At 46.7% G+C, this 26,800-nt stretch carries 26 protein-coding genes; 15 read left to right on the top strand and 11 right to left on the bottom strand.

What is annotated here, in order from left to right:
* The first annotated feature begins 88 nt into the window (after positions 1-88).
* The 4 genes from FEN17_RS11270 (at position 89) to FEN17_RS11255 (ending at position 3,556) form a co-directional block, all read left to right on the top strand.
* Positions 89-619, top strand: coding sequence for a DUF5606 family protein (locus FEN17_RS11270; RefSeq protein ID WP_138365469.1), 531 nt, complete (start codon positions 89-91; stop codon positions 617-619).
* A 73-nt stretch (positions 620-692) separates the two neighbouring features.
* Entirely contained in the window at positions 693-1,349 is a 657-nt protein-coding gene (gene deoC, locus FEN17_RS11265; RefSeq protein ID WP_138365468.1) for a deoxyribose-phosphate aldolase, read from the top strand.
* A complete protein-coding gene (locus FEN17_RS11260; RefSeq protein WP_138365467.1) occupies positions 1,346-2,461 on the top strand; it encodes a glycosyltransferase in 1,116 nt (371 codons plus the stop codon). Before deoC ends, FEN17_RS11260 begins: the two co-directional genes overlap by 4 nt.
* A gap of 150 nt (positions 2,462-2,611) precedes the next feature.
* Positions 2,612-3,556: a 3-oxoacyl-ACP synthase III family protein gene (locus tag FEN17_RS11255; RefSeq protein WP_138365466.1), complete on the top strand. Its 945-nt coding sequence runs from the start codon at positions 2,612-2,614 to the stop codon at positions 3,554-3,556.
* 77 nt (positions 3,557-3,633) lie between these two features.
* Here FEN17_RS11255 and FEN17_RS11250 read toward each other — a convergent pair whose 3' ends face one another.
* Positions 3,634-5,628, bottom strand: coding sequence for a M1 family metallopeptidase (locus tag FEN17_RS11250; RefSeq protein ID WP_138365465.1), 1,995 nt, complete (start codon positions 5,626-5,628; stop codon positions 3,634-3,636).
* Between the two features lie 137 nt (positions 5,629-5,765).
* Here FEN17_RS11250 and meaB point away from each other — a divergent pair, with 137 nt between their 5' ends.
* Both meaB and FEN17_RS11240 read left to right on the top strand, forming a co-directional pair.
* Positions 5,766-6,773, top strand: coding sequence for a methylmalonyl Co-A mutase-associated GTPase MeaB (gene meaB / locus FEN17_RS11245; RefSeq protein WP_138365464.1), 1,008 nt, complete (start codon positions 5,766-5,768; stop codon positions 6,771-6,773).
* An 82-nt stretch (positions 6,774-6,855) separates the two neighbouring features.
* Positions 6,856-7,338, top strand: coding sequence for a lipocalin-like domain-containing protein (locus tag FEN17_RS11240; protein ID WP_171037905.1), 483 nt, complete (start codon positions 6,856-6,858; stop codon positions 7,336-7,338).
* A gap of 55 nt (positions 7,339-7,393) precedes the next feature.
* Here the strand turns inward: FEN17_RS11240 and FEN17_RS11235 are convergent, their stop codons facing one another.
* Positions 7,394-7,828: a YybH family protein gene (locus tag FEN17_RS11235; RefSeq protein WP_138365462.1), complete on the bottom strand. Its 435-nt coding sequence runs from the start codon at positions 7,826-7,828 to the stop codon at positions 7,394-7,396.
* A 227-nt stretch (positions 7,829-8,055) separates the two neighbouring features.
* On the opposite strand from FEN17_RS11235, the gene FEN17_RS11230 reads away from it, so the two are divergent.
* On the top strand, positions 8,056-8,928 hold the full coding sequence (locus FEN17_RS11230; protein WP_262711556.1) for a diacylglycerol/lipid kinase family protein: 873 nt from the start codon (positions 8,056-8,058) through the stop codon (positions 8,926-8,928).
* 25 nt (positions 8,929-8,953) lie between these two features.
* Complete coding sequence (locus FEN17_RS11225) at positions 8,954-9,286, top strand: translation initiation factor (protein ID WP_138365460.1); 333 nt, start codon at positions 8,954-8,956, stop codon at positions 9,284-9,286.
* A gap of 12 nt (positions 9,287-9,298) precedes the next feature.
* Here FEN17_RS11225 and FEN17_RS11220 read toward each other — a convergent pair whose 3' ends face one another.
* On the bottom strand, positions 9,299-9,748 hold the full coding sequence (locus FEN17_RS11220; protein ID WP_138365459.1) for a DUF8785 domain-containing protein: 450 nt from the start codon (positions 9,746-9,748) through the stop codon (positions 9,299-9,301).
* Positions 9,749-9,805: 57 nt separating this feature from the next.
* A complete protein-coding gene (locus tag FEN17_RS11215) occupies positions 9,806-11,047 on the bottom strand; it encodes an ABC transporter permease (RefSeq protein ID WP_138365458.1) in 1,242 nt (413 codons plus the stop codon).
* A gap of 125 nt (positions 11,048-11,172) precedes the next feature.
* On the opposite strand from FEN17_RS11215, the gene ggt reads away from it, so the two are divergent.
* Complete coding sequence (ggt, locus tag FEN17_RS11210) at positions 11,173-12,939, top strand: gamma-glutamyltransferase (RefSeq protein ID WP_138365457.1); 1,767 nt, start codon at positions 11,173-11,175, stop codon at positions 12,937-12,939.
* Between the two features lie 15 nt (positions 12,940-12,954).
* Here ggt and FEN17_RS11205 read toward each other — a convergent pair whose 3' ends face one another.
* On the bottom strand, positions 12,955-13,461 hold the full coding sequence (locus FEN17_RS11205) for a cupin domain-containing protein (protein WP_138365456.1): 507 nt from the start codon (positions 13,459-13,461) through the stop codon (positions 12,955-12,957).
* 101 nt (positions 13,462-13,562) lie between these two features.
* Between FEN17_RS11205 and nudK the strand changes: the two genes are divergently transcribed.
* A complete protein-coding gene (gene nudK, locus FEN17_RS11200) occupies positions 13,563-14,147 on the top strand; it encodes a GDP-mannose pyrophosphatase NudK (protein WP_138365455.1) in 585 nt (194 codons plus the stop codon).
* Between the two features lie 90 nt (positions 14,148-14,237).
* Here nudK and FEN17_RS11195 read toward each other — a convergent pair whose 3' ends face one another.
* The 3 genes from FEN17_RS11195 to FEN17_RS11185 form a co-directional block, all read right to left on the bottom strand.
* Positions 14,238-14,567 carry a YtxH domain-containing protein gene (locus FEN17_RS11195; protein WP_138365454.1) on the bottom strand — a complete coding sequence of 110 codons (330 nt, stop codon included), beginning with the start codon at positions 14,565-14,567 and terminating at the stop codon, positions 14,238-14,240.
* Between the two features lie 117 nt (positions 14,568-14,684).
* Positions 14,685-15,419, bottom strand: coding sequence for an SIMPL domain-containing protein (locus tag FEN17_RS11190; protein ID WP_138365453.1), 735 nt, complete (start codon positions 15,417-15,419; stop codon positions 14,685-14,687).
* 205 nt (positions 15,420-15,624) lie between these two features.
* Positions 15,625-16,059, bottom strand: a complete 435-nt coding sequence (locus tag FEN17_RS11185; protein ID WP_138365452.1) for a MarR family winged helix-turn-helix transcriptional regulator — start codon at positions 16,057-16,059, stop codon at positions 15,625-15,627.
* A gap of 171 nt (positions 16,060-16,230) precedes the next feature.
* On the opposite strand from FEN17_RS11185, the gene FEN17_RS11180 reads away from it, so the two are divergent.
* Genes FEN17_RS11180 through FEN17_RS11170 form a run of 3 tightly spaced genes read left to right on the top strand, consistent with a single transcriptional unit; the run spans position 16,231 to position 19,162 of the window.
* A complete protein-coding gene (locus tag FEN17_RS11180; protein WP_138365451.1) occupies positions 16,231-17,145 on the top strand; it encodes a glycosyltransferase family 2 protein in 915 nt (304 codons plus the stop codon).
* 22 nt (positions 17,146-17,167) lie between these two features.
* Complete coding sequence (locus FEN17_RS11175) at positions 17,168-17,701, top strand: cupin domain-containing protein (RefSeq protein ID WP_138365450.1); 534 nt, start codon at positions 17,168-17,170, stop codon at positions 17,699-17,701.
* 6 nt (positions 17,702-17,707) lie between these two features.
* Positions 17,708-19,162, top strand: coding sequence for a lipopolysaccharide biosynthesis protein (locus FEN17_RS11170; protein ID WP_138365449.1), 1,455 nt, complete (start codon positions 17,708-17,710; stop codon positions 19,160-19,162).
* Between the two features lie 56 nt (positions 19,163-19,218).
* On the opposite strand, the gene FEN17_RS11165 is transcribed toward FEN17_RS11170, so the two are convergent.
* The 3 genes from FEN17_RS11165 to rpsU all read right to left on the bottom strand — a co-directional run bounded on the left by FEN17_RS11165 (position 19,219) and on the right by rpsU (position 23,026).
* Positions 19,219-21,804: a phosphoenolpyruvate carboxylase gene (locus FEN17_RS11165; protein WP_138365448.1), complete on the bottom strand. Its 2,586-nt coding sequence runs from the start codon at positions 21,802-21,804 to the stop codon at positions 19,219-19,221.
* Between the two features lie 55 nt (positions 21,805-21,859).
* A complete protein-coding gene (locus tag FEN17_RS11160) occupies positions 21,860-22,732 on the bottom strand; it encodes a tyrosine-type recombinase/integrase (RefSeq protein ID WP_138365447.1) in 873 nt (290 codons plus the stop codon).
* 99 nt (positions 22,733-22,831) lie between these two features.
* On the bottom strand, positions 22,832-23,026 hold the full coding sequence (rpsU, locus tag FEN17_RS11155) for a 30S ribosomal protein S21 (RefSeq protein ID WP_026629542.1): 195 nt from the start codon (positions 23,024-23,026) through the stop codon (positions 22,832-22,834).
* A 159-nt stretch (positions 23,027-23,185) separates the two neighbouring features.
* On the opposite strand from rpsU, the gene FEN17_RS11150 reads away from it, so the two are divergent.
* Both FEN17_RS11150 and FEN17_RS11145 read left to right on the top strand, forming a co-directional pair.
* Positions 23,186-24,121, top strand: a complete 936-nt coding sequence (locus FEN17_RS11150) for a Ppx/GppA phosphatase family protein (protein WP_138365446.1) — start codon at positions 23,186-23,188, stop codon at positions 24,119-24,121.
* A 77-nt stretch (positions 24,122-24,198) separates the two neighbouring features.
* Positions 24,199-26,778 carry a zinc-dependent metalloprotease gene (locus FEN17_RS11145; protein ID WP_138365445.1) on the top strand — a complete coding sequence of 860 codons (2,580 nt, stop codon included), beginning with the start codon at positions 24,199-24,201 and terminating at the stop codon, positions 26,776-26,778.
* Positions 26,779-26,800 lie beyond the last annotated feature (22 nt).

Genomic DNA, 26,800 nt, shown 5'->3' with positions numbered 1-26,800 from the left:
AATCTTTCCGTTATTTTGCGCAAAAATTGATCGGCGCCAAAGCCAACACGATCACTACGAATGATATAACCAAATAAAGTAAGAAAGGATGAGTGAAAAAGCAGAGTCAACCGGAATGGATTTACTCAAAGAAATAGCCAACGTTTCTGGCAAAGGCGGTTTGTTTCGGATTCTTAAACCCAGCCGTGCCGGGGTGATCGTTGAAAGCCTCGACGAGAAACATGAAAAAACGCTGATCGGGCCAACCGCGCGCGTTTCGGTTCTGAAAGATGTTTCCATTTTTACGGATGGCGAAACCGAGTCAGTACCTCTGGAAGATGTATTCCTGAAAATCCGCGAACTACACGGTGAGCAGATTGAGCTGAATGTAAAGACTTCTTCTGACAAAGAACTGATCGAATTCCTGGCTAAAATCCTGCCTGATTTCGACCGCTCGAGAGTGTACGTTTCGGATATCAAAAAGATCATTACCTGGTATAACCTGCTTTCTAAATACATTCCTGAGCTGTTTGTAGCAAAGGTAGAAGAGCCAGAAGCTGCGGCAGAAGCACCAGCCGAAGAAGCTGCACAGGAAGAACCTGCCAAGAAATCTTCGAAGAAAGAAAAAACCGACGCGTAACCGTCCACATGATATATTGAAAACCCTGTCCCTGCGACGGGGTTTTTGGTTTAAGCCCGCAACCTTCCCAGGAATGACCGACATTTCCAGTTACATCGACCATACGCAGCTCAGTCCCGCCGCGAGCGAAACGGATATCCGTAAACTTTGTGAAGAAGCGTGGCTCCAAAAGTTCAAAGGCATTTGCGTCGCGCCGACTTATGTGCCTTATGCCGTCGAAATGCTGGAATTCTGCCCGATTAGGATTGAAATTGTGACGGTGATCGGCTATCCTTTCGGCTTTTCTACGACGACGGCCAAAGTGGCGGAAGCTGCCCAGGCTTTGAAATCCGGTGCTACCGAGCTGGAAGTAGTGATGAATTTTTCGCAGTTCAAATCGATGGCTTACCTGAGCGTGCGGGAAGAGTTGCAGCAGATTTCGGAAATGGTGCATGCAAAGAACGCTTTGCTGACGATCATTCTGGAAACCGATTACCTGGATACATTTGATTTGTACACGGTTTCAGAAATTTGCATGGAAGCCAAGGCGGATTTTGTAAAACCATCCACCGGATTAAATGCCGCGCCAGACCCCGAAAACATTAAAAAGCTGCGCGCGCTGATTCCGGCCAATATCAAGATCAAGGCCGCCGGTAACATTGAAACTTATGACCAGGCGGTAGCGCTGATTGAAGCAGGTGCGGACCGGCTTGGCACTTCGTCGGGCATTGCGATTGTGGCCGGGAAATGAGACAGCGCGTTTTGCTGGTCAGTACCGTCCATCCCGCGACGGATTCCCGCATTTTTTACAAAATAGCACCATCGCTGGCAGCACATTATGAAGTATTCTTCATGCGGCCTGGCGCAGGAACCGGCAGGCATTCTGACGGATTTACCTGCATTTCGTTGCCTTTTTTTGAAAAGCTGATCTTCCGGCTGCTGCTTTCACATCCGGTCATGCTCTGGAAATGTTTGCGTCTTAAACCGGATCTTGTCCACATTTTTGTTCCTGAACTGCTTCCGGCAGCATTTATTTTCCACTGGCTCGGCGCAAAAGTGATTTATGAAGTGCAGGAAAATTTATACAAGAAATTCAGCATCAAGCAGTACAACAACAATCCGGTTTTCAGAAAGCTTTTCCGTTTTTTTGATCGCGCCGCGCGGAGAGATTTTCATTTGATTTTTACAGAAACCAGTTATCTGGAAGAATACAAGCGGCTGGCTAAACATCATGCAGTCGTGCAAAATTTTGTATCCCTGCCACAGATTGACAGCATACCCGAAAACCCATCGCCGATTTTGGCAAAACACCAATTCTTTTACGCCGGCGTCATTTCTGTGGAACGATGCTTTGATACGCTCATGCTGGCCTTCCAACATTTGAATCAACATTACCCTGATTTTCACGTACATTTTTTCGGGCCGGTGCGCCTGGGCGATCGGAAGCTTGATACGTTTCCGGGCTATAAAGAGTTTGGCGGGAACCTGACATTCTACGGATACCAGGACCAGAAAACCGCATTGCGCTTTGCCCGAAAATGCATTGCAGGAATTGCTTTGCTGAAACCTGTGGCTGATTACCCGGAATCTTATACCACCAAAATGTTCGAATATATGGCCCTTGGGCTGCCCGTGATCACCTCGGATTTTCCGCTTTACCGGCAGGTTATGGAACATTCGGAATGCGGCTTTTGTATCTCTCCATATAGTGCTGACAATCTGTATGAAAAGCTTCGCTGGCTTATCGAGCATCCATCCGATTGTTTGAAAATGGGTAAAAACGGCAGGAAATCCGTCGAAGCAATGTATAATTGGGCGGGCGAGGAGCAGAAGCTTTTGTCATTTTACAAGACATTGCCCTAAATAGCCCCAAGATTCATAGAAACAGCATTTTAGGTATCATTTTATAAATTTATTATTGAATTGTTCAAATATTAAGTACTACGATTTCTATGAAATATTTAACTTTCGAAATCAAATAGAATCGTAGTTTGCGGAGTCAACTTCTCAATCATGTATATTAATACAGTTAGTCATTACTTGCCAACCGAAGTTATTGGTAATGAATATTTTACAAACATCAACAATCTTTCGAACGAGTGGATTGTAGAGCGCACCGGAATCTCAGAAAGACGTAAGGCCTCTCCCGACGAAAATACTTCCACTATGGCGATGAAGTCGGTGGAATCCTTACTTGAAAACATTCCCTACAGCAAAAACGAGATTGATCTGATCATTGGGGCAACTTACACGCCTTACGATACCATTGTTACGCTGGCCCACGCCGTCCAGCATCAGCTGCAAATCCCCGATATTCCGGTCGTCAGCATTTCATCCGCCTGCTCTTCTTTATTGAATGCGATCGAAATTGTGGAAGGTTACTTCGCGATGGGCAAAGCGTCCAAAGCGTTGGTAGTGGTTTCTGACCATAACACGGCTTATTACAATGAAATGGATACGGTTTCCGGTCACCTCTGGGGCGATGGGGCTTCGGCGATGCTCATTTCCAAAGAGCGCCAGACCGACTCGGATATGGAGATCAAAAAACTGATCACCGGCGGCGCTGCTACCAGCGGAAAAGCCATCGAAGCAGTGGTTTTGCGTCCGAATCACCGTGGCGTCGTGATGCCTTACGGCCGCGATGTTTTCCAGAATGCCTGCGTGTATATGCCGAAAGTGAGCCAGCAGGTTTTGCAGGAATGCGGACTGACGATCAACGATCTGGATTATCTGATCCCGCACCAGGCGAACCACCGGATCAGCCTCAATGTCATCAACACATTGGGTATCCCGCCGGAAAAGCTGATTTCCAACATTCAATACCTGGGAAATACAGGCTGCGCGGGCTGTGCGATTGCATTATCGGAAAACAAAGACAAGTTTAAAAAAGGAGATAACATTGTAATTACCGTATTTGGCGGAGGCTATTCTTACGGCGCAATGTTGGTAACTGTTTGATAAAAAGTATTTTTGACATAAAAAAAGGGAAGCAGCTGTAAAAGTTGCTTCCCTTTTTTATGTCGTGCTGGCGCTGACTAGTTTACCTCTGGCTCCGAAAACATCGCTGGTCTCCAGACATTGTTTTCAGGATTCATATCCGGAAGGCTGTGCTCAGGATCGATGGTCACCGAGCGGATCGGCTGCTGCGTAGCGGCTTTGAATGTCCAGGAACCGCCTCGTTGCCAGATCTCTACCGGCAGTTCGATGCGGGTCTTTTTACCGCTGATTTCTTCAATATCCACTTTGGCAGGCATTGCCCACTGATCCAGGTTTTCGATTGTTATAAAAGAACCTTTTTGCGGGTTTTGCTCTACATAGCTTACGTCTTTCACGCTCTGGTCGAGTTTGTAGTTTTCGAAAAACCAGCCTTTCCAGAACCAGCCCAGGTCTTCGCCCGCAGCATCTTCCATCGTCCGGAAGAAATCATAAGGCGTCGGATGCTTGAATGCCCAGCGCTGCACGTACATTTTAAATGCGTAGTCAAAACGTTCTTTGCCTACCACCTGCTCGCGCAGCATTTTCAAGCCCAGCGCTGGTTTCAGATATGCTTCCCAACCCAGGTTATTTGGTTGAATTACATCGGGAATGGTAATGATCGGATCTGCTTTCGGGCGGAAGATCATCGGGGCAAGCCGCTGCAAATCATTCATGTGGGTCGTTTTGAACTCCCCGTTATTGAAATTATTAGTGGAAAGGAAATTGATAAAAGTATTAAAACCTTCATCCATCCAGGCATATTTACGCTCATTGTTACCTACGATCATCGGGAACCAGTTGTGACCAAATTCATGGTCAGTCACTTCCCAAAGCTCGTCTTTACGGCTTTTGCTGCTGCAAAAAATGATACCCGGATATTCCATACCACCCACAATACCAGCTACATTGGTGGCAACCGGGTACGTGAATTCATGCACATATCCCGAATAAAACTCGATGCTGCCCTTCACATATTCCGTCGAGCGGCCCCAGCCATCCAGTCCGCCATCTTCTGCGGGATATACCGACTGTGCGAGTGCGGTTTTTCCTTTTGGCAAATTCATACGCGCCGCGTCCCACACAAATGCTTTGGAAGTAGCCCAGGCGATGTCGCGGGCTTGGGTAATACGGAAACGCCAGGTCAGTTTGCCCGACTGTTTGGGGCGGGACTGAGGATTGGTAACTTCCTCGGCGGTACGGATCATGACGGTCGCGTCACTTTTCGCGGCATCTGCCAGTCTCTTACGCTGCTCGGCAGTCAATACCTCGGCAGGGTTCAGCAACTCACCCGATCCCACCACAATGTGGTCCCAGGGCACAGTAACATTGTATTCGAAGTCCCCATATTCCAGGTAAAACTCTCCTGCACCGAGGTAAGGCAGTAAATTCCAGCCTTCAATGTCATCAAAAACATTTACCCGCGGATACCACTGCGCCATTTCGTATACGATCCCGTTTTTCGTCTCCAATGTTCCCATCCGGTCGGAACCATACTCAGGAATTTTGAAAGAATAAGCAATTTTGATTTTAATGATATCACCATTTCCTTTCACCGGCGTAGCCAGGCGGATCTGCATGCGGGTATCGGTGATCTTATAAGTAGCGTCAACAAATTTGTCTTTGCCCTGCTGAATGCTCACGGACCTGATCGAATCGCCGCCGTTAAAACCGGTATTTCCAAAACGTCCGCCACTTACCGGTGTGGTCTTTCCGCCTCTCGACTGATCATTAAATGCATTCTGGTCGAGTTGCAGCCAGATAAATTCCAGCGTTTCGGGACTGTTGTTTTTATAGGTAATTTCCACATCGCCGCCAACCGTACCTTTCTCTTCGTCCAGCTCCACATTCACCTTATAGTCGGCGCGGTTCTGCCAATATTTTGGTCCTGGCGCGCCGCTTCCTGTACGATACTCACTTCCTGGTTGAAAATTAAACAGCGGGTGGAAAAGAATGTGTGCGTCGTAAGCCCCCTTCCCGGCCTCCTGTGCAATGCTGAAAAACGAGCCCAGAGAGCCGATTACCAGCATTCCCAAGCGAAATATTGAAATTTTCATTCTATTCATTAAAAATGGAAAATATAGGATTCTAAACGAGCAAGATACGCTTTTTCGCCTTTTTAAGAATAAAAAGTTTAACTTTTGGAGGCCGAAACAGGCTTCATTTGCCCCTTTCCTATTTTCTCAAAACAATCATGCGCAAGCGTTTTTCAGCCGATTCTTATGTGCAGGGCATTCTGGCCGGGGACAGGATCATGCTGGGCCGCGCAATCACCGTCACCGAGAGCCGCCTGCCCGAAGACAAAAAACTCGCCGCTGAAATTCTGACCCGAATCCTTCCGAAAACCGGCAAATCGGTACGCATCGGGATCACCGGCATACCCGGGGTTGGAAAAAGTACTTTTATTGAAGCATTTGGTGAATACCTGACTTTGCAGGGAATGCGGGTAGCTGTTTTGGCAATCGACCCTTCTAGTAAAAAATCCGGCGGGGCGATCCTGGGCGACAAGACGCGCATGGAAAAACTTTCGCACAATGTTCGCGCATTTATCAGGCCGTCGGCTACCGGCTTGTCGCTGGGCGGCGTGGCACGGAGTACGCGGGAGGCCATGTTGCTTTGCGAGGCCGCTGGTTATGAAGTGATTCTGGTGGAAACCGTCGGCGTGGGTCAATCCGAAACCTTGGTGAAAGGCATGACGGATTTTTTCCTGCTTTTAATGCTGGCTGGCGCGGGTGATGAATTGCAGGGAATCAAAAAGGGCATTATGGAAATGGTGGACGCCATCGCGGTCAACAAGGCGGATGGTGAAAATGAAAAAACGGCAAACCAGGCTGTATCCGAATATCAGAATGCTTTGCACCTCTTTCCTGCTGCTGAGTCGGGTTTTCAGGCAAAGGTGATCGCCTGCTCAGGTTTATACGGAAAAGGCATGGATACGATCTGGGAAATGATCGGCGAGTACCAGAAAATCACAAAATTGAACGGTTTTTTCCTGAAAAACAGACAGTTACAAAATGCCGACTGGATGCACGATTATATCCGGCAAACATTGGCTGATCTGTTCTACGAAAATGCGGAGGTGAAAGCGATGTTGCCCGCAATGGAAAATGCGGTAAGGGAAGAGAAACTCCTGCCACCTCAGGCAGCCAACGATTTGATAGACAAGTTTTTCAAGAGCCAAATTTTTATGAACAAATCGTAAATTTTTTAGGTAAAAACATTTTTAAACTATGTTTAGACGTTAAGTGTAACGTAAACAAATGATTAAACTACCACAACTTATTATGAGATTTACTCAAACCCTAAGCAAGACTACCTTCCTCGCATTTTTGTTCATGGCTATCGTGATCGTGGCCTGTAAAGATGACAAAGACGAACCAGATCCGGTAGTAGACACAAACCCGATCGTCGGTACCTGGCAGGTTACTGCCATCACGCCCGAAACCGCTGGCACCACCATTCCTGCATTGAGCCTTGTTACGACATTTGCTCCCTGCCTTATGAACTTGAAATTGACTTTTAAGGCTGATAACACAATTGCAACCGCCGACTGTCCAGAAGCGGTTTCTGCCATTGGTCCTTATGTCCCCGTTGGCAACGACTCAAAGTGGAAGGTTGACGGTGATAAGCTAACATTGTCGAATAGCTCATCCGCCCAGCAATTCAAATTCACGCAAACTGCTACGAACCTGACAATCATAGTTAATACAAACACCGACGCCACCAAGCCGCCGGTCAATGCGCTGCTGGTATTTAAAAGAATTTAATTCAAATTGACATATTATAAGACAAGAGCCGGGCGATGAACCCGGCTCTTGTCATTTATCCGCTGGTGTGGTCGCAAACGATCAGCCATTTTCCTTTTATTTTTTTCCACAACAAAGTGTAATGTCCTTCCAGATCACCTTTTTTCGGTCGCGTCAAATGAAATTTTCCTACTACGAATGCGACCCCCGGACCGGGGAATGAAAAGTTGAGATAGGTGAATTTCAGTTTCCCCATCGCCGCCAGATCGGGATAACGTTTCAGATAACCCTGATAAGTGGCCTTGTAACCATAGGTAATGCCGGTTTTTCCAACAAACATCAAAGAATCCGACTCCCAGTAAGCCTTCATAAATGCCGGAATGTTGCCTTTGTTCCAGTCTGCCACCTGCGTGTTTAGCCGCGCCATGATCTGCTCCTTGTCTCTGGCGGATTGTGCGCTGGCCAGGGTAGCCACCGACAGTAGTAATGCGGCAAAAAGCCAGTTTTTCATATTTTTTGTGGATTTTTGTAAAAGTTTTGGCCGATAGCTAAATATAGTGAAAGAATCTGCTGAACAAGGATTTACCATCACAGAAATACCATTTAAACGCAGCATGGGCAGATTTGATAATCTTTTCAAGAAGATGGACAGGCAAAAATATCCGTTCATAGACGGCCTGTACTATTTGTTCATTCTCGTATTTCTGTTTATCCTCTTCCTCTTTTTTGCCTGATCCAGTGAGCAACTACTTATTTATACTAAATCCCAATTCAGGAACGTCAATCGGGAAAAAGCCGGGATTTGTGAAGAGTACGATAGAAACGGTTGCGAGACAATCGGGACATCAGGCCAAAATCATTTTCACTGAAGAAAGGGCGCACGCTACAACATTGGTAGCCGAAAACCTGAAAATTGAAGAGTGGAAGGCAATTGTGGCGGTAGGCGGCGACGGGACTGTGAACGAAATCGCGCAGCCGCTCGTCGGGCTGGATACGCCCATCGGGATTTTGCCGATGGGCTCTGGAAATGGCCTGGCGCGGCATCTGGGCCTTCCGCTTACATTACCAGCTGCATTGAAAAGGTTATTTGAGGGTACAGTCACCACCATCGACAGCGCGCAATTGAATGATATACCGTTTTTCTGCACCGCCGGGATGGGGTTCGATGCGTACGTCGGGCATTTGTTCAGCCAGCAAAGTGAGCGCGGACTGGCTACTTATGTGAATGTTTCTTTCAAATCGTATTGGAGTTATAAGCCGCAAAGTTTCCGACTCAACGGATCGGATATCAATGCATTTTCACTTTCGTTTGCCAATGCCGGGCAGTTTGGGAACAATGCCTGGATTGCGCCTGCGGCTAGTTTGCAGGATGGTTTTCTGGATGTAGTCACCATCAGCCCTTTTCCAAAATGGTACGGGACTTCGCTGGCATACCAGCTTTTTACCCGTCAGATGAAAGCATCGCAATTTATCAGTTATCAAACTGTGAAAGAAGCATTTGTAGAAACCGAAACACCGCCGATGATCCATTATGATGGCGAACCTTTGCAGCTGGATACCAACAAAATCACGGTAAAGATCAGGCCGCACAGCCTCAAAGTCATTATCTGAAAATCTGCATTCAAATTTTAATGTTATGTCAAAAAAGAACCGCTCGGGCATCATTTATTCTACCAATCCCGAATTTGAATTCAATGATTCTGATGATGAGGAAGAGACATTAACGCCAGCACAGCAGGATTTGCGGGTGTGGCTCGACCGGAAAGGCGGCGGGAAGGTGATTACCGTCATCAAAGGCTATACTGGCAAAACCACGGATCTCGAAGCATTGGGCAAACAGCTGAAAGCGCTGTGCGGAAGCGGAGGCACGGTGAAAGACCGGGAAATCCAGATCCAGGGCGACCACCGCGACAAGGTGATTGCGTGGCTGGTTTCGAAAAATTATAAAGCAAAAAAAGCCGGAGGCTAGTCCGGCTTTCATTTAAAGAACTTTGGTTGTATCGATGGTAGTAGGCTCGACAGGTGGCGGAGGCGGCACATTCACCGGCGCATTGCTGCGGATACCTTCCAGCACCTCCACATTGGTCACAAAATATTTGGTATCCCCGTTCCAGGGCAATGTAAAAAATTTCTCTTCGTACGTGAGCGACACGCGGTGCCCGTTTTTGATCGCTTCTTCCAGCTTCGCAATCCCATCCTTATTTTTACTGCTCACCGAAAATACCCACTGCGAAGAATTCATGGTACCATCCCCCTCGTAAAGTCCGCCCATCCGCAATTCGCCTTCATAAGTTTTAAACAGATATCCTTTGTTGCTCAGCCTTGTAACAAAGCCGCCGCGTTTTCCTTCACTGTAATACCCGAAGGTCAGATAGTATAAGATCCCGAAAATGATTGCCAGAAAAATGGCGAAAATGACCCATTTACGCATAATAAGTTCGAAGGTTATGTGATAAGCTAAACTCGGAAAACCGTTTCATTAATCCTATTATTTTGCCCGTATTGCAATTACCGGATCCATTCTCGCGGCCAGCATCGCGGGTATGATCCCCGAAAGCACGCCGATGACGCTGGATACGCCCAGGCCTAAAAGTATATTTCCGGGAGTCAGCAAAATTTCGAGCGAACCCAGGGATATGAATGATAAAAGGTATACTAAAAATATGCCTACCAACCCGCCAACAAGACTTAGCATGACGGCCTCGAACAAAAATTGGAAGAGTATCGAGTAATTTTTGGCGCCCAGCGATTTCTGGATTCCAATGAGATTGGTTCGTTCTTTCACCGAAACAAACATAATATTGGCGATCCCAAACCCGCCCACCAAAATTGAAAAACTGCCGATCACCCAGCCAGCGATGGTCAGCACGGCAAAGAGTCCGGCGATGGCTTCGGCGGCGGCTTCGGGTCGGTTGAGCGAGAAGTTACTGCCTTCCCGCGGTTTAATGCCTCTTTTGGTACGCATCAGCCCGGTGATTTCGGCCTCCACTTCTTTCATGCCCTCGTCTTCCGGGAAGCCTTTTACCACAATGGTAACCCTCCTCCTGCCCGCCTGGAAAAGTTTGGTAAATGAGCTGAAAGGAATGATGCAGTTTTTGTCCGGACTACCACCAAAATCGATCAGGCTCTCCCCTTTCTTGACTTGCACACCAATGATTGTGAACTTGTTACCGGAAAGTTTAAACGTTTTCCCCACCGGATCGAGGCCCGGAAAAAGCTTCTCTGCAATGTCGGCCCCGACGATGGCCACATTTCTGGCATTGTTGGATTCGAGTGGAATAAAGTACCGGCCGGTCTGGATCGGAATGTCGGAAATCATATTATACTCGTAAGAAACGCCCTGGATTTGGGCATTAATGCTGTTTGAGCCGTTTTTAAGCGTGGTACTTCCGCGGAAATCCATGGCAGCTATGGCGCTGGCTTTTTCAAGATTGTCGTATAAAAATTTGTATTCGGCGTAATTCGGCTCGGGCCACTGGAAATATTTCCACCACTGATATTCGCCCCCGAAGCCCCACGGCCATTTTTGTACATAAATTACCTTATCGCCGATGAAGCTCATGCTATCCTTGATGCTGCGCTCCAGAGAATCGACAATCGTGAACACGGCCACGATGGCGAAAATGCCGACGGTTACGCCGAGCAGGGAAAGGATGGTACGGGTAATGTTGGATTTCAAAGCCTGCCATGCAAAGCGGAAACTCTCTAAAACCTGTCGTAAAAACTTCATAAGCAGCCTGGGGACAATGAATCTAAAAGTTAGCTGGAAAGTTTTTTGATGCGAAATTAATTAGTACAAAAGGCAAGAAAAACGCCCCGATTTGATAAATTACAACATTAACTTAACACATCCGTATGACCTTCCGCTACGCATTAATCCTTTTTGCCGCAGCATTTCCAGGCTTTTTATCCGCTCAAAACCCCGTAAAAGAATCGACCGGTTTTTACCAGTTTGAATCCGACGATCCGAATCAAAAACCATTTTTCAGCGACCGGCAGGGTGTTCTGGCAAAAAACGGCATGGTGGCGACCGCGCACCCGGAAGCTTCGAAAGTGGGTGTCGAAATTCTTAAAGCTGGCGGGAATGCGGTGGATGCTGCGGTAGCGATCCAGTTTGCTTTGGCGGTAGTGCATCCCTCAGCAGGTAACCTGGGTGGCGGCGGATTTTTGGTGTACCGGGACAAATCGGGCAAGACCGCCAGCATTGATTTTCGTGAAAAAGCGCCCGCCAAAGGTTTCGCCGATATGTATCTTGATAAAGACGGCAACATTATCGACAATGCCAGCACGCTCGGACGTTTGGCGTCGGGCGTTCCTGGCTCGGTGGATGGTATGGTGGAGGCGCACAAAAAATATGGAAAATTGCCGTGGAAGCAGTTGCTGCAACCCGCTATTGACCTGGCTAACAAAGGAGTAACATTGACGGAAAGAGAAGCCCGCGGATTGAATGCTGTTAAAACAGATGTGACGACGCTTAATCCCGGCACCAAATATTTTTTAAAACCGGATGGAAAAGATTGGGTTACCGGCGATGTGCACGTGCAGAAAGATCTCGGTAAAGTTTTGGAACGCATTCAAAAAAAGGGTCGGGACGGTTTTTATGCGGGAAAAACGGCGCGACGCCTTGTGAAGGACATTAATAAAAATAAAGAAGGAATCATCAGCAAAAAGGACCTCGCAGATTACCACGCGCAGTGGCGTGAAACCATCAATGAAAATTATAAGGGCCACAAAGTGATCACAATGGCCCCGCCTTCAAGTGGTGGCATTGCATTGATCCAGCTCATGCGACTCACGGAGCCGCACCCGCTCCGGGAGTGGGGCTGGCATAGCGACTCTACGATCCAGGTCATGATTGAAGCCGAGCGGCGCGTCTATGCCGACCGCGCAAAATTTCTCGGCGACCCAGATTTTGTTAAAATACCGACAGAGACTTTGGTCAGTAAAGATTATTTGAGAAGCCGCTGGGCCGATTTCGACTGGAATAAAGCGACCGATAGTAAGAATGTAAAGGGCGGCGTTTTTCCGGGCTATGAAAGTCTGGAAACCACGCATTTTTCGGTAGTGGATAAGGATGGCAATGCGGTTTCGCTCACGACAACCTTGAATGGTGGCTATGGCAGCCGGGTGGTGATCAAAGGCGGCGGGTTTTTTATGAACAATGAAATGGACGATTTCAGCATTAAAGCAGGCGCGCCGAATATGTACGGCCTGATCGGCAACAAAGCCAACGCGATCGCGCCGGGGAAAAGAATGCTGTCATCGATGACGCCGACGATCATTGAGAAAGACGGAAAATTATTGATGGTGGTGGGTACACCCGGTGGCTCTACAATTATCACGTCGGTATATCAGACGATTTTGAATGTGCTGGAACACGGTATGACCATGCAGCAATCGGTAAATGCGCTGAAATTTCACCACCAGTGGCTGCCCGATAAAACAACCTTTGAAGCCAACGCTTTCTCGGCAGGGACCATTCAGAAGTTGCAGGAAAAAGGCTATATCCTTGAACAACAACGCAATACCATCGGCCGCATGGATTGTATCCTGGTACTTCCCGACGGCTCACTCGAAGGCGGCTCCGATCCGCGGGGCGATGATACCAGCATGGGTTACTAGCAGATTTGCATGCTTTCAGCAGTAGGTAAGCTCCGCGATCAATGTGGCGTGCTGCGGATATAATGTTGTCAAACTGCCTTTCTGGGCCATTTCAAAATCGGCAAAATCAAATCCCGGCGCGACGGTGCAGCCTACCAATGAATAACTGCTGCCTGCCGCTGGCCTTGATCCAAACCACGCTCCGGCCGGAACCACGGCCTGGAATGTTTCGTCATTTTCCGGATTTGCGCCCAGCTTAATGATCTGCAAATCACCACTTGCCGGATCAATCACAAAAATTTCCAAAGTTTCTCCGGCATAAAAATGCCACATTTCATCGGACTGGATCCGGTGAAATGCAGAGAAATTACCGGTTTCCAGCAGAAAATAAATGCCGGTAGAAAATGCTCTTTCTCCACCAAATCTTGCCGGCAGCGCTTCCTGAGCGATTTTTTCCGTAGCACGGTAAGTTTCAGCATAGTATCCGCCCTCGGGATGAGGTAGCAGGCCGTATTTCTCGACCCAGTAAGTAGCTGGTTTCATAGAATCAGTTTATGACCGCTCAATAAATAGAGAATGATTGGGAAATTGAAAAAATGATTACTTTTGATCAATATTAATCATATACAATCAAAACTAGTCAAATGAAAAATGAAAGCATTAAAGTGGTCGGTGAGGAAGTTTTATCCGACAACTGGTACACCCTCCGAAAATATACCTACGATTATCAGCGCCCCGATGGCAGCTGGGAACGCCAGAGCCGCGAAGCCTACGATCGCGGAAATGGTGCAACGATTTTATTATACAACATTGAAAAACAGACTGTTGTCCTGACCCGGCAATTTCGCCTGCCGACTTACACAAATGGCAATGACACCGGCATGCTCATCGAAGCCTGCGCGGGATTGCTCGACCGCGATAACGCCGAAGACTGCATTAAGAGAGAAACCGAAGAAGAAACCGGCTACAAAATCAAATCAGTCCGCAAAATTTTCGAATCCTATATGTCGCCTGGCTCGGTGACGGAGATACTTTACTTTTTCGTCGCAGAATATTCTGAAGATATGAAAGTAAGTGACGGGGGCGGCTGCGAAACCGAGCAGGAGAACATTGAAGTCATGGAGATTCCATTTGCCGATGCTGTGACAATGGTAAGAAACGGAGAAATCAAGGATGCAAAGACGATTATGCTGGTGCAATATGCACAGCTGGAAGGGTTATTGGGATAGCTTACCCTTGTCATGCTGAGCGCAGTCGAAGCAAGTTTGAGCGACATAGCCCGGAACTTGCTTCGACTGCGCTCAGCATGACAAGGAAGTTTATGAAATCGGTTCGGGTATTGGGTCGGTTGAAGTGGTTGTTCCTGCTTCGCCTTTGCTCCCCACAAATTTCTCGTACAAATCTTTGAAAAATGCCTCAGCATCTGGGAAAGCGCTTTTTAATGTGTCGGCACCTTTTGTTTTGAGCTCATCAAAATATTCCGGTGCCTTATCAATTGCTCCTTCCGCGTCGGCTTTGAAGTTATTTGCTTTCGATTTCAAATCCTCCAAAAGCTTCTCACCTTCTTCTGTCTGAAGATACTTATGCGCTGCCACTCCGGCCGCTGCGCCCAGGATAAATGTGGCCAAATGTTTCGAATTGATGCCCATGATTTCCAGTTACTTGGTTGAATATGAAAGTTATAGAAACTCCTCCGCTTTATAAAACGAAAAATGATCCCGGCCCAATCCTTAAAAAATTGTGCCGGGATCATCCTGGAAGTTTACTTACTTAATCTCAAAAGCTGCCTGCATCCGGTAGCTGATCTTGATTTTCTGAAATTGCACATCGCTTTCTGTTACCGCATCAGCAGATTCGGCCTGCGAGAATGTTCTCATATTCGCTTTGGCAAAAACAGGCTGCGGGAAATACAGGTTTTCATCCAACTCTTTTATTTCCAAAACTTTACCGAGCTTCTGATCCAGGGACGCCACCAGATATGCCGCTTTGTCTTTGGCTGCTTTCAATGCGTCGATCTTCACCTGCTTTTTAAATTCCTCTCTTTTGGAGTGGTCCACGCGGGCAATGTTGGCAAATTGTACGCCGCGGCTGTCGATTTTGGACATGATCACATCCAGCTTGTCGGCACCGCTGACCTTTAACTCATATTGTTTACTTTCCAGGAAAGTGGCGGGCTTTTTCTTTTTATCAACATAATTCTGATAACCTCCCAAGCCACTTACCGACAATGCATCTTTGGGTAAACCGGCATCCGCAATCGCTTTGATCAGCTGTTTTTCAAGATTGCTGATAATCACTTTATCCTTCTGATTTTTTTCATCCTGATAATATTCCCGGAGCGAAATGCTAAAATAAATCTCGTCGGGCGCAACTTCCATTTCTGCAAAACCCGCTACTTCTATTTTCGGAACCTGTATCAGCTGCTCGGTTTGCACCTGGGCGAAGGCGGTGGACAAAGCAGTGGCAGCAAGTGCAAAACCTAATAAAAAGACCTTTTTCATGGCATTAATGAATGTTATATGTTTCAAAATGGGAACGCTGATCTGCCTGATCAACGAAATTTAGATGTAAAAATAGGCCGGACGGTTTAAATGGGTAATGTATAACAAATGTTAACAAGCCTGATTTCATCAAAATAAAAAAGTGGAAGAAAGCGCTAAAATGCTGCCTGTCTTCCACTTACTATGCTGATTCCTGAAAATTTGATCAGGTAAAATTTTGATAAATAGAGTCCATGATACGTACAAAATGCTGGTAGTCCGAATCATTCAGGCTGCCCCAGCCTTTTCTGCGGATGTCTGCCACGATCGGAAATGCCTGTTTATAGGTCGTTTCTCCGCTACTGGTCAGAAATAAATTAAACTTCCGGCGGTCGCCTGCTGCTGCTCCACGCTCTACCAGGCCCTTTTTTTCTAATAAATCGATGATGCGGGTAACGGTCGGCGGATCTTTGAACGTCATTTCGGCCAACTCGTTCTGGCTGATACCCTGCTTTCGGAAAATATGATCTATGAGCACCCATTGATCTACGGTCAGATCAAACCCTGCTTCGGTTAATTGCTTTTGCAGCGCGTTACGAATCTTCTTAATGGTCGTGTCAATCTTAAAGAAATAGGCACGATGATCCGAATGATGTGTCATTGTGGGAGTACGTTGAAGGTCAATGATGAGTATTCCTAGTATAAGCCTGCCCAACAATTCGTCTACTAATTATTGCATCAAAACTTCCATTCCGTCGTTTGTCCGGGCGCCACAATCAACGAAAGCCGCTTCTAGTACAGTAAGATGTTTTGAATGGCACCTTTTTGTATCATGCCTCAGCCACTCATTTCGGTTATTACCGCAACCTACAATCGAAGCAACATTCTCCCTTATTCCATTCAGTCGGTGTTGGACCAAACTTATACCAATTGGGAATTGCTCGTGATTGGCGATTGCTGTACAGATGATACCGAAGCGGTGGTAGCAGCATACAATGATCCAAGGATCACATTTTTCAATTTACCAGAGAATTTTGGAGAACAGTCTGAGCCCAATAACGAGGGTATGAGAAGGGCAAAGGGAGATTATATAGCTTTCCTGAACCACGATGACTTCTGGTTTCCCGACCACCTCGAATTTTCCCTACAATTTCTAATCTCATCAGGCGCCGATATCGCCCTCGCAGGTGGGTTTATAGATCATGGTGAAGCAAAACACGCATTTTTCCTGAGCGGGGTGGTCTCTGAAAAGCATGGTTATCATCCTTCACGGGTCTTTGTTTCTGCCTCTAACTGGCTACACAAAAAAGAGCTGGTCGAAAAGGTAGGGTTTTGGGGAGCGGCAAAGGATTTGTATACTGCTCCTTCTCACAATTGGCTGAAACGTGCGTACGAATCGGGTTGCAGAATATTACCTACGAAACACTTCACGGTCATTGCATTGCCTTCCGTTTCCCGAAAAGATGCCTATAAAGACCGAATCGTTGATAAAGCCCCATTTTATTCTGAACAATTAAGAACGAACCCGCATTTCAGGGAGCAGATGATTTCCAAGAACCTTTACAGATGCTTTGAAACCCTGTACTTCGACGAAAAAACATATTACTGGCGCTTTTTTACAAAAAGAATCAAAGAAGTGTTCATTAAATTGGGTCTGAATACCATAGAATTTAGTTCAAAAATGCGATATGGTAAGGGAGGACTTATTCGGAACTATCGCAAAACAAGAGGGTTAAATCCCCAGTAATTCCTTTATATTTTATACCGTTATGTTGCAAACATCAAAATGGACGGTCAGCGGTGCCATTAAAGACCCTAAAAGTATTACCGCCGAGTGGAGCCCCATCAACATGGCGCTTATTGACGGTGTTCAGGTGAAGGAAGTAAAAAATGTAATCAAAAATAATGGTCATCTTACCGAGATTTACAGAATGGACTGGGCATTGGACGATCTGTCGGTAGACCAGATTTTTCAGGTATCGCTCAACCCAAACGGAATTTCGGCCTGGCATGCGCATGAAGTTACGACCGACAAAATATTTGTTACTTCGGGTTCAATCAAAGTTGTTCTGTATGACGGCCGAGAAGGATCACCAACTTATGGGAAAATAAATGAATTCAGATGTGGTGCGTTAAGACCCATGCTGATCGTCATTCCGCCGAAAATCTGGCACGGCATCCAAAACTATACGAGTGAGCCAGGCGCGTTATTAAATATCGTGGATAAAGCCTATCAGTACGACGATCCGGATCATTGGCGGCTACCTTCAGATTCGCCGGAAATCCCCTATACATTCCAATAACATACATTGAAAACAAGCGGCGTACCGGATAGTCAGGTTGGTAATCTCGAAAATTCGATACTGTCCGGTATCCGGTGGAATTTGGTCCTCTCCTTCGCCGGGCAGTTTTGCAACATTGGTATCACATTGGTGCTGAGCCGCTTACTCGACCCGACTGACTTTGGCATGCTGGCCGCGGCCCTCGCGGTGGTAGTCGTGATCGAATCATTCGGGTCGCTCGGAGGCACCGCAGCATTGACGCAGCGATCATCGATATCGGATCAATTTTACACGGCAGTTTTTATCGTCGGAGGCGTTCTTGCTATTCTTATGATACTAGTCATCGGCGGTTTATCGCCCTTTTTGTCCGCATTTTACGGCAAGCCCGATCTGCAAAAAATATTTCTGGTACTAAGTCTTTCGATTCCTTTTCAATTCCTTGAAACATTTCCACTGGCCGAGCTGCAAAGACGGCTGGCCTTCGAGCGCATCGCGTCAACCACGTTTTTCACCATCATCATTGCCGGCGGAATTTCACTCTATCTGGCTTATGAAGGTTATGGCTGGATTGCGCTGGTGGTCCGGCTGCTTTTGTTGCAGATTTTAAGAACACTATCTTTCTGCTTCCTCGCATGGCCGAAATTCCATTTTGTTTTTGGTAAAAAAGAAATCCGTGAGCTGCTGCACTTCGGCATCCCCCAGTCCTTTTCACAATTTATTTCGCTATTTGGCCGACGTGTGGACGACATTCTGATCGGGAAATTTATGGGTACCGGCATCCTCGGGATTTACAGCCTGGCGTACGGCCTTTACACCTGGCCTATCGCCAACATTAAGGGCCGGATTTCGCAGGTGGCTTTTGCAGCCCTCGCAAAAGTCAATACCGACCGCGACGCGATGGCTGACTACTATTTGAAAGTTGTCTCACTGGCTACGCTGATCGGTTATCCGGCCATTTTCGGTTTCGCTTCCGTCTGCGATCTGGCGGTGCCGGTGGTGATGGGCGAAAAATGGCTGCCCGCGGTCAATGTGCTTCGGATATTGGGCATCGCCTCCCTTTTCGAAATCTGCATGTTTCCCGGTGCCATTTACCAGGCCACTGCCCGTACCCGCACTTTCCTGAAAGCCACCATTCTAGCGCGCGTCACGACCATAATCGGCATTCTGGCAGGACTTTATTTTGGGTTAACCGGCATTGCGGTCAGCATTGTGATCACGAGTTTTATCAGTCTGTTTATTTACAATTATTTTGTGCGCAAGCTGATTTCGGTCACCAATGTAATGCTGTTTCAAATTATGCTGAAAAACGGCATTTTCAGCGTCTTAATGTTCGCGGTAATTTTGCTTTTTCGCTTCGCCTCACAAGGTTACTTTTCGTCCGTCACCGAGTTGGTACTTTCCTTGATGCTGGGCGTCGTTTCTTATGGTTTGTTGATGAAAAGATTTCGCCCTGAGCTGTTGAGAAAAAATAGTATTGGCTAACAAAAAAGGCACCGGCGATAAACACCGGTGCCCTGAAAATAACCTTATCTACAGTACTAAGCCGAGTTCCTCGCTGCATTAATAATACCAAACATAGCCCTGATGATCAGCTGGTTGTATGTTTCCACATCTACCGGAAGCTCTTTCGGGTCCATCGCCAGCATTTGCAGCGCATATTGCTGGATCGTAATAAGCGGCAACACGATCCGCTCCCGTGTTTTGATCGAAACCTTGGTAACATTGTTACTTTCCAGCAGCTCTTTTTGCCCTGCAACATCGAGCAAAAGATCACGGGTCAGTAAGAACTCGTCATACATTTTGTCCCAAAACTCTTTGTAATCCTCATCATCACGCAGGTATTTTGTCGCCGGGAAAAATGCCTTCGTCAATGATTGCATGGAGTTTTCGATCAATGTGCGGAAAAACAGCGAGCGTTTGTATAACTCCTTGATTGCGTCAATCTTACCGTTTTCGCCAATCTGCTTAATCGCCGTCCCAAAACCGTAAAATCCGGGAACATTCTGCTTCATCTGCGCCCACGAACCGACAAAAGGTATCGCCCGGAGATCTTCAAATTTCAATCCCTCATCATCATTCCCGCGCTTTGTCGGGCGGCTGCCAATGTTGGTTTGTCCATAAAAACGCAGCGGCGTTTTTTTATCGAGATACTGGACAAATTTCGGGTGATTTTTGAGGTCGAGGTAGGAGTTGTAAGCCGCCTCCGCCATTTCCTCAATCAAAACTTTATCGTCTTCTGTCAGCTCATCTTCTGCACGGTTTCCGCGGAACAAATGATTTTCCAGACCTGCCGAGAACAATCTTTCCAGGTTATACATTGCCGTGGTAACTGTTCCGTAATTAGAACTAATCGTCTGTCCCTGAACAGTTAACTGAATTTCTTTATCCTCTATATCACTTCCCAGCGATGAGTAAAAACTGTGGTTATTGCCACCGCCACGAGCCGGAGGTCCGCCACGGCCATCGAAGAATGTGACTTTGATGCCAAACTCCCTCGAAACTTTCGTCAGCTCTTCCTTTGCTCTGTAAATAGACCAGTTTGCCCGCAGGTAACCACCGTCTTTGGTACCATCTGAAAAGCCCACCATAATCGTCTGGTGGTTTTCGCGGTTTGCCAGGTGTGACCGGTAAAATTCGTTGTTATATAATGTACGCATGATCTCCGGCGCATTCGCGAGATCGTCCACCGTTTCAAAAAGCGGCACCACATCCACGGCCAGCTTGCCATTTTCGTCAGCGATCAGGTTTTTGGCCAGCGCCAGCACCTGCATCACATTCAGCGCAGAAGTATTATTGCTGATCACATATCGGTGAGCGCCTTTTTCGCCATTTTTTTCCTGAATGGTTTTGATTGCCCGGATCGAGCCGAGAATATCTTTGGTCAGCTCGTCTTCATAATCTTCGTCACGGAGCGGAATGTTGAGTGAAAGCAGCAGCTCGATTTTCTTCGCCTCGTCCCAGCCTTCGTAATCACTATATTTCAGGAGTGGGATCTTCTTTTCCAGCCTTTTGAGAATATCTTCCCAGGCTTTCGCATGCTTACGGCTATCCTGGCGCACGTCCAAGCTCGCAAAAAAGAACCCGAACAGATTGAGTTTCAGGATAAAATTGTCCAGCAGCTCTACAAACAAGCCTTGGTGCTTGGTTACCAGTACTTCCCGCGCATTGAGTAATTCCTCTATCAGCTCCTGCGCACTTTCATAACCTTGTTCAAAAGGCCCGAAAATGGTGCTGTTCATCTTTTTCTCCGCCAGCGAAATCGCCTCATCTACCCCTTTGAAGGTCAACCTGCGTTTCAATGTGCGGATATCGCGGTAATAACCTCTCAAAACCGTTTCGCGCAGCCTGTCCGCTACCTTCAAGGTAATTTCCGGGTTCACAAACGGGTTACCATCGCGGTCGCCGCCAGGCCAGAAACCCAGCCTGAAAACATTCGGATAAGGCCAGTTATGCACGCTCATTCCCAGCCCGTTGATCAGTTTTTCCATGATCGCCGGGATGGCGTCGTAGTATACATTTTCGAGGAACCAGCACAAACTCACCGCCTCGTCAAAAGGCGTCGGTTTTTCGTGGTTAATAAATGCTGTTTTACCGAGTTGAAGCAGCAGTTGATTGACTTCCGTAAAATCGTTTATCCTGATCGCGTCCTCCAAATCATTGATAATTCCTAAAACCTTTCCGGAATAAAACTGGGTAGGATGCGCCGTCAACACGATCCGGACGCTGTAATCTTCCAGCTTGGTGAGGAGTTTCTTTTTCAGGTCATCACTGTCCAGCCTTTCGGTCAGGTAAGTAACAGAACCTTTTCCGCTGAGATCGTGGGTCTGATCAAAAGCCGCGTCTTCTACGGAATCAAATAAAACAACCTGTCTTTCAATGTATTGGATAAATTGAAAAAGTAAATCGGTGCGCTCTTTGGGTGAGGCAGTTTCCAGCAATTCGGAAAAAAAATGTTCCATAATCTCCTTCGGAGACTTCCCTTCCTGGAACCCGATCTCACTTTGCTGGGTAAGTATAGGAAGTAACGAGCCCGTCTGAAATACGCCACGATAGGGCAAACTCAAAAAAAGGCTATTAAAAATATTGTACTTCGTTACAACTGCGTCCTGGAAACTATTATTCATAATGGAGTGACGAAATTATCTTTGGGATTTCAAATATACTCTTTAAAAATGGCTTTCAGGCCTTTGGATGCGCCTGCTGATGCGTTTTTTTAAGCTTTTCAATCGAGTTGTGCGTGTAAATCTGGGTGGCTGCAAGATTGGCATGCCCGAGCAGTTCCTTGATAGCATTGAGGTCTGCGCCCCGGTTTAGTAAATGTGTAGCATAAGTGTGCCGGAGCACGTGCGGGCTCTTTTGGGAAAGTGTCGTCACAGCCGAAAGGTATTTTTTAACCACCCGCTGAACAAACACAGGGTATGCCGCCTTCCCGGAATCGGTGATAATCAGGCTTTTCGTATCTTCTTCCGGCGATCTTTGTTCCAGATACGCGCGCAGCAATGTCACCAGCGACGAAGATATGGGCACGATCCGCTCCTTCGCTCTTTTTCCAAAAACGCGGATTGTTCTTCCGATAAGGTCAACATTTGAAATGTCCAGATCAATTAACTCAGCGAGGCGGATGCCCGTGCCGTAAAGCATTTCGAGGATCACTTTATCGCGGATCCCCTGGAAATCTTCGGTAAAAAGACTGCCGTCAAAGAGCAGCTCCATGGATTTTTCCTCCACAAAAGCAGGCAGCTTTTTCCGGGTTTTTAATGCAGAAAGAATTTTGGTGGGGTCTTTTTCGATCAGGTTTTTTCGTCTTAAAAAACCGTAGAATGCACGAAGCGAGGCGATTTTACGATTAACAGAAGATGGATTTAAGCCTTCTTCCATCAAGCTTACCACCCACGACCGCAGCATGACAGACGTCGCTTTCTCAGGGGCTGTACATTCATATTGGAATTGCAGGTATTTCTGAAACTGGTCCAGGTCTGTCTCGTAGGATTTGACAGTGTGGACGCTGGCCCTTTTCTCAAACTTTAAAAATTCCAGGAACTTGGCGATCATGCCTGAAACATACAAAAAAGAGCTGTCCGGTACAAGACAGCTCTTTTTCAATATGGATACAATGATCCTGCAGAATATTCAGAAAACCACTCCTAAGAACTAGTCTTCTAGATGACCGTAAGTTTTTTCCTTGTAAACTGCACGCAAAACTTCGAAACGACGTCTTACAGAAGGTTTTTCGAAAGCTGTACGGGCACGAAGCTGACGCATTGTACCAGTTCTTTCAAATTTTTTCTTGTAACGCTTAAGAGCGCGATCAATCGATTCGTTGTCTTTAATGTTGATAATAAGCATGCTTATAAATTATAATGTTCTTTGAATTGGATTTCTGAAAATTCGGACTGCAAAGAAACGTGATATCAAACAGAAAATCAAGAGACAACTGATCATTTTTAGGTTATTTTTGCAAACACCGGCTTGAAAACCATATTATCAAGAGAATAAAAGCCCGCTATGAGCTCGAAACTGGGAATTATAGACTTAGGTACAAACACCTTTCACCTGCTAATCGTGGAAAAACACGAGACCGGTTTCACACATTTATTTCACGAAAGCCGGCCGGCCAGGATCGGTATGGGCGGGATCAACCGAAAAATTATCACGCCGGAAGCATTTGAACGAGCTGTCGCGGTACTCTTATTTTTCAGGGAAAAACTCGATCTATATGGCGTAGAGGCGGAAAATACATTTGCCTTTGGAACCAGTGCGATCCGTAATGCGGAAAATCAGCAGGATTTTTGCCGAGAAATATTAGAAAAGACGGGCATTAAAATCAATGTGATCGACGGAAACCGTGAGGCGGAATACATTTATAAAGGTGTAAAAGCAGGCGCAGATATCGGCGACGAAGCTTCGCTGATCATGGATATCGGCGGCGGCAGCGTGGAATTTATTATTGGAAACCAGTCGCAGATTTTCTGGAAACAAAGCTTTGAAATCGGCGGCCAGCGGCTGATGGAAAAATTCATGCGCCACGATCCGCTTTCCCAAAGCGACCGCAAAAGCCTCTATAATTATTTTGAAGAAAACCTGATTCCGCTGGCCAATGCGGTGCATCAATATGCACCGCAGAAACTGGTCGGCTCCTCCGGTTCCTTTGATACATTGGTCGACATGGACTTTCAATACCGCGAAAATACCTGGGCGCCAAAATCACAAACCGATTTTACCATTCCTTACACAGAATTTTACCGGGCTTTTGCATTAATCTTATCCGGTAACCACGATGAGCGCCTTCAAATCCCCGGCATGATCGAACTGCGTGTGGATATGATCGTAGTTGCAGTTTGTCTTATCGATTATGTGCTTAAAACTTACAATATCAACCATATACAAGTGTCCAGCTATGCGTTGAAAGAAGGTGTTCTCTCCGAACTTATGGCCCAATAAATGCGCTTTTTTTCTTAAATTTCAAGCATGTATTCCCTATATCAGGTTCCTTTTATCTTACCAATTAATTAAGCTTTATGAGATTATTCCGCTACCTTCTTCTGACGGGACTGGCGCTCGTGTACATGAATGAGGCGCACGCCCAGAGGAAAAAAAAGAAAGAAAAACAAGAAGACGTAAAAATTGAAAAGGCGGTCGACGCGATGGCTACGGCCGTGAAGGACAAATTAAAAGACGACAAAAAGAAGAGTCCGAAAGCCTTTAAAGACCTGATTGATACCAGCGCAGTAAGTCAGAAGGGCATGATCTCGGTCCACAAAATGGACGATAAATGGTATTTCGAAATCCCGGATTCGCTTTTGAATCAGGATATTATGGCTGTGACGCGCTATTCCAAAACGGCGGCGGGCGGCGGAATTTTCGGAGGTGAGGAAGTAAACCGGCAAATGATCCGTTTTGAAAAAGGCCTGGACAACAACCTGCTTTTGCGCTCGGTAACCGTCGTGATGACCAGTGCGGATAGTACGAAGCCCATTTTTCAGGCTGTCAAAAATTCCAATTCCGATCCGATTATTGGCGTTTTTGATATCAAAGCGGTGAAGAAAGCACCCGATACAAAAGCTTCGGTGATTGAGGTTACCGACTTTTTTAATGCTGACAATCAGGTTTTTTCACTCAGTTCGGTGAACAAACAGCTGTTAAAATTGAGCGGTTTCAAGAAAGAAGCTTCCTACATTGAAAAGATTAAAACCTTTCCAATAAATACAGAAATCCGGACGGTAAAGACATTTAATGTTACGCCGCAGCTTCTGTCTCCCTCACCTGCTCCGCAAATCGGCCAGTATTTGCCGTCAGGCCTGGACGCCGGCGTGGTTACTTTTGAAATGAATACCTCGCTGATTTTGCTGCCTAAAAAACCGATGCGGAAAAGGATTTTTGACAGCCGGGTGGGATTTTTTGCCAATCAATATGCTGTTTTCGGAGAAGAATCGCAGCGATCGGATACCGAGGTTTTTGCGGTAAGATGGCGTTTGGAGCCTAAAAATGAGGAAGATGCAAAACGTCAGAAAAACGGGGAATTGATCGAGCCGAAAAAACCGATTGTATATTACATTGATCCGGCAACACCAGAAAAATGGCGCAAATACCTGAAACTGGGCGTGGACGACTGGCAGGTTGCCTTCGAAAAAGCGGGCTGGAAAAATGCCATCCGCGGCGAATACTGGCCTGAGAGCGACACGACGATGAGCCTGGAAGATGCGCGCTACTCGGTGATCCGCTATTTCGCGGCCGACATTCAGAATGCGTACGGCCCGAATGTACACGATCCGAGAAGCGGTGAAATCCTCGAAAGCCACATTGGCTGGTACCACAATGTGATGCGCCTGCTGCGTAACTGGTACATTATCCAGGCCGCCGCAGTGGACCCGAATGCACGTAAAAAGAAGTTTGACGACGAGTTAATGGGCCAGCTGGTACGGTTTGTTTCTTCGCACGAAATAGGTCATACGCTCGGCTTACGGCACAATATGGGTGCCAGCTCGGCGACGCCGGTTGAAAAATTGCGTGATAAAACCTGGGTAGAAGAACATGGACATACCTCGTCGATCATGGATTATGCGCGGTTCAATTATGTTGCGCAGCCGGAAGATGGTATCACCAATCTTTTCCCAAGAATCGGCGATTACGACAAGTGGGCCATCCAGTGGGGTTACAGCAATTTCCCGGAAGCGCCGAGTACCGATGCAGAAAAGGCGATTTTGAACACGATGACCAAAGAGGCTTATAAGGACAACCGCCTGCATTTTGGGACGGAAATCAGCCCGTATGATCCTCGTTATCAGACAGAAGATTTGAGCGACAATGCGATGAAAGCGTCGGAATATGGGATTAAGAACCTGAAAAGAATTTTGCCAAACCTGATAGAGTGGAGCCGTGAGGATGGGGAAAGTTATAAAGAGCTGGATGAAATTTATGCCAATGTTGTCTCGCAATACCGCCGCTATCTCGGGCATGTGATTAAAAATGTGGGCGGGATTTACGACACCCCGGTTACCTACGATATGGAAGGTCCGGAATTCACGGCCGTACCAAAAACTACTCAGAAAGAAGCAGTTGCATTTCTGAATAATCAATTATTTAAAACGCCGGTCTGGCTTTTAGACCAAAATATTCTGGATAAAATCAAACCTGAAACCGGCGTCGAGGCGGTGAAAGCCTTGCAGGAATATGCATTAACTTCTTTGTTTGCCGGAGACCGTGCGGTGCGCCTGATGGAAACTGGCGTGACTGCTAAAAATTTCACTTTGGACGATCTCTTCACAGATCTGGAAAGTGGGATCTGGTCGGAAGTGAAGGCTGGAAAAAGCATTGACCTGTATCGCCGGAACTTGCAGAAAGTCTACGCGGAAAAGCTGATGGATATGTTGAAACCGGGCAAAGCGAATGTGCAGTCCATCCCGGTGGGAATCACGTATGGTTTTTCAACCCGGGTTGTTGAGTTGGAAAAAACGGATTTGCCATCGGTTGCGCGGGCGCATTTGGAAACTTTAAAAGCAGCATTGCCCGGCGCGATCGCAAAAAGCACCGATAAGATTACGAAGTATCATTTGCAGGATGTTTTGCAAAGGATCAAACTGGCGCTGGACCCAAAATAAAAATCACACAAAATGCCGGACA

The sequence above is a fragment of the Dyadobacter luticola genome, from assembly GCF_005860805.1.
GTDB lineage: Bacteria > Bacteroidota > Bacteroidia > Cytophagales > Spirosomataceae > Dyadobacter > Dyadobacter luticola.
This window is presented reverse-complemented; position numbering and strand designations above follow the sequence as displayed.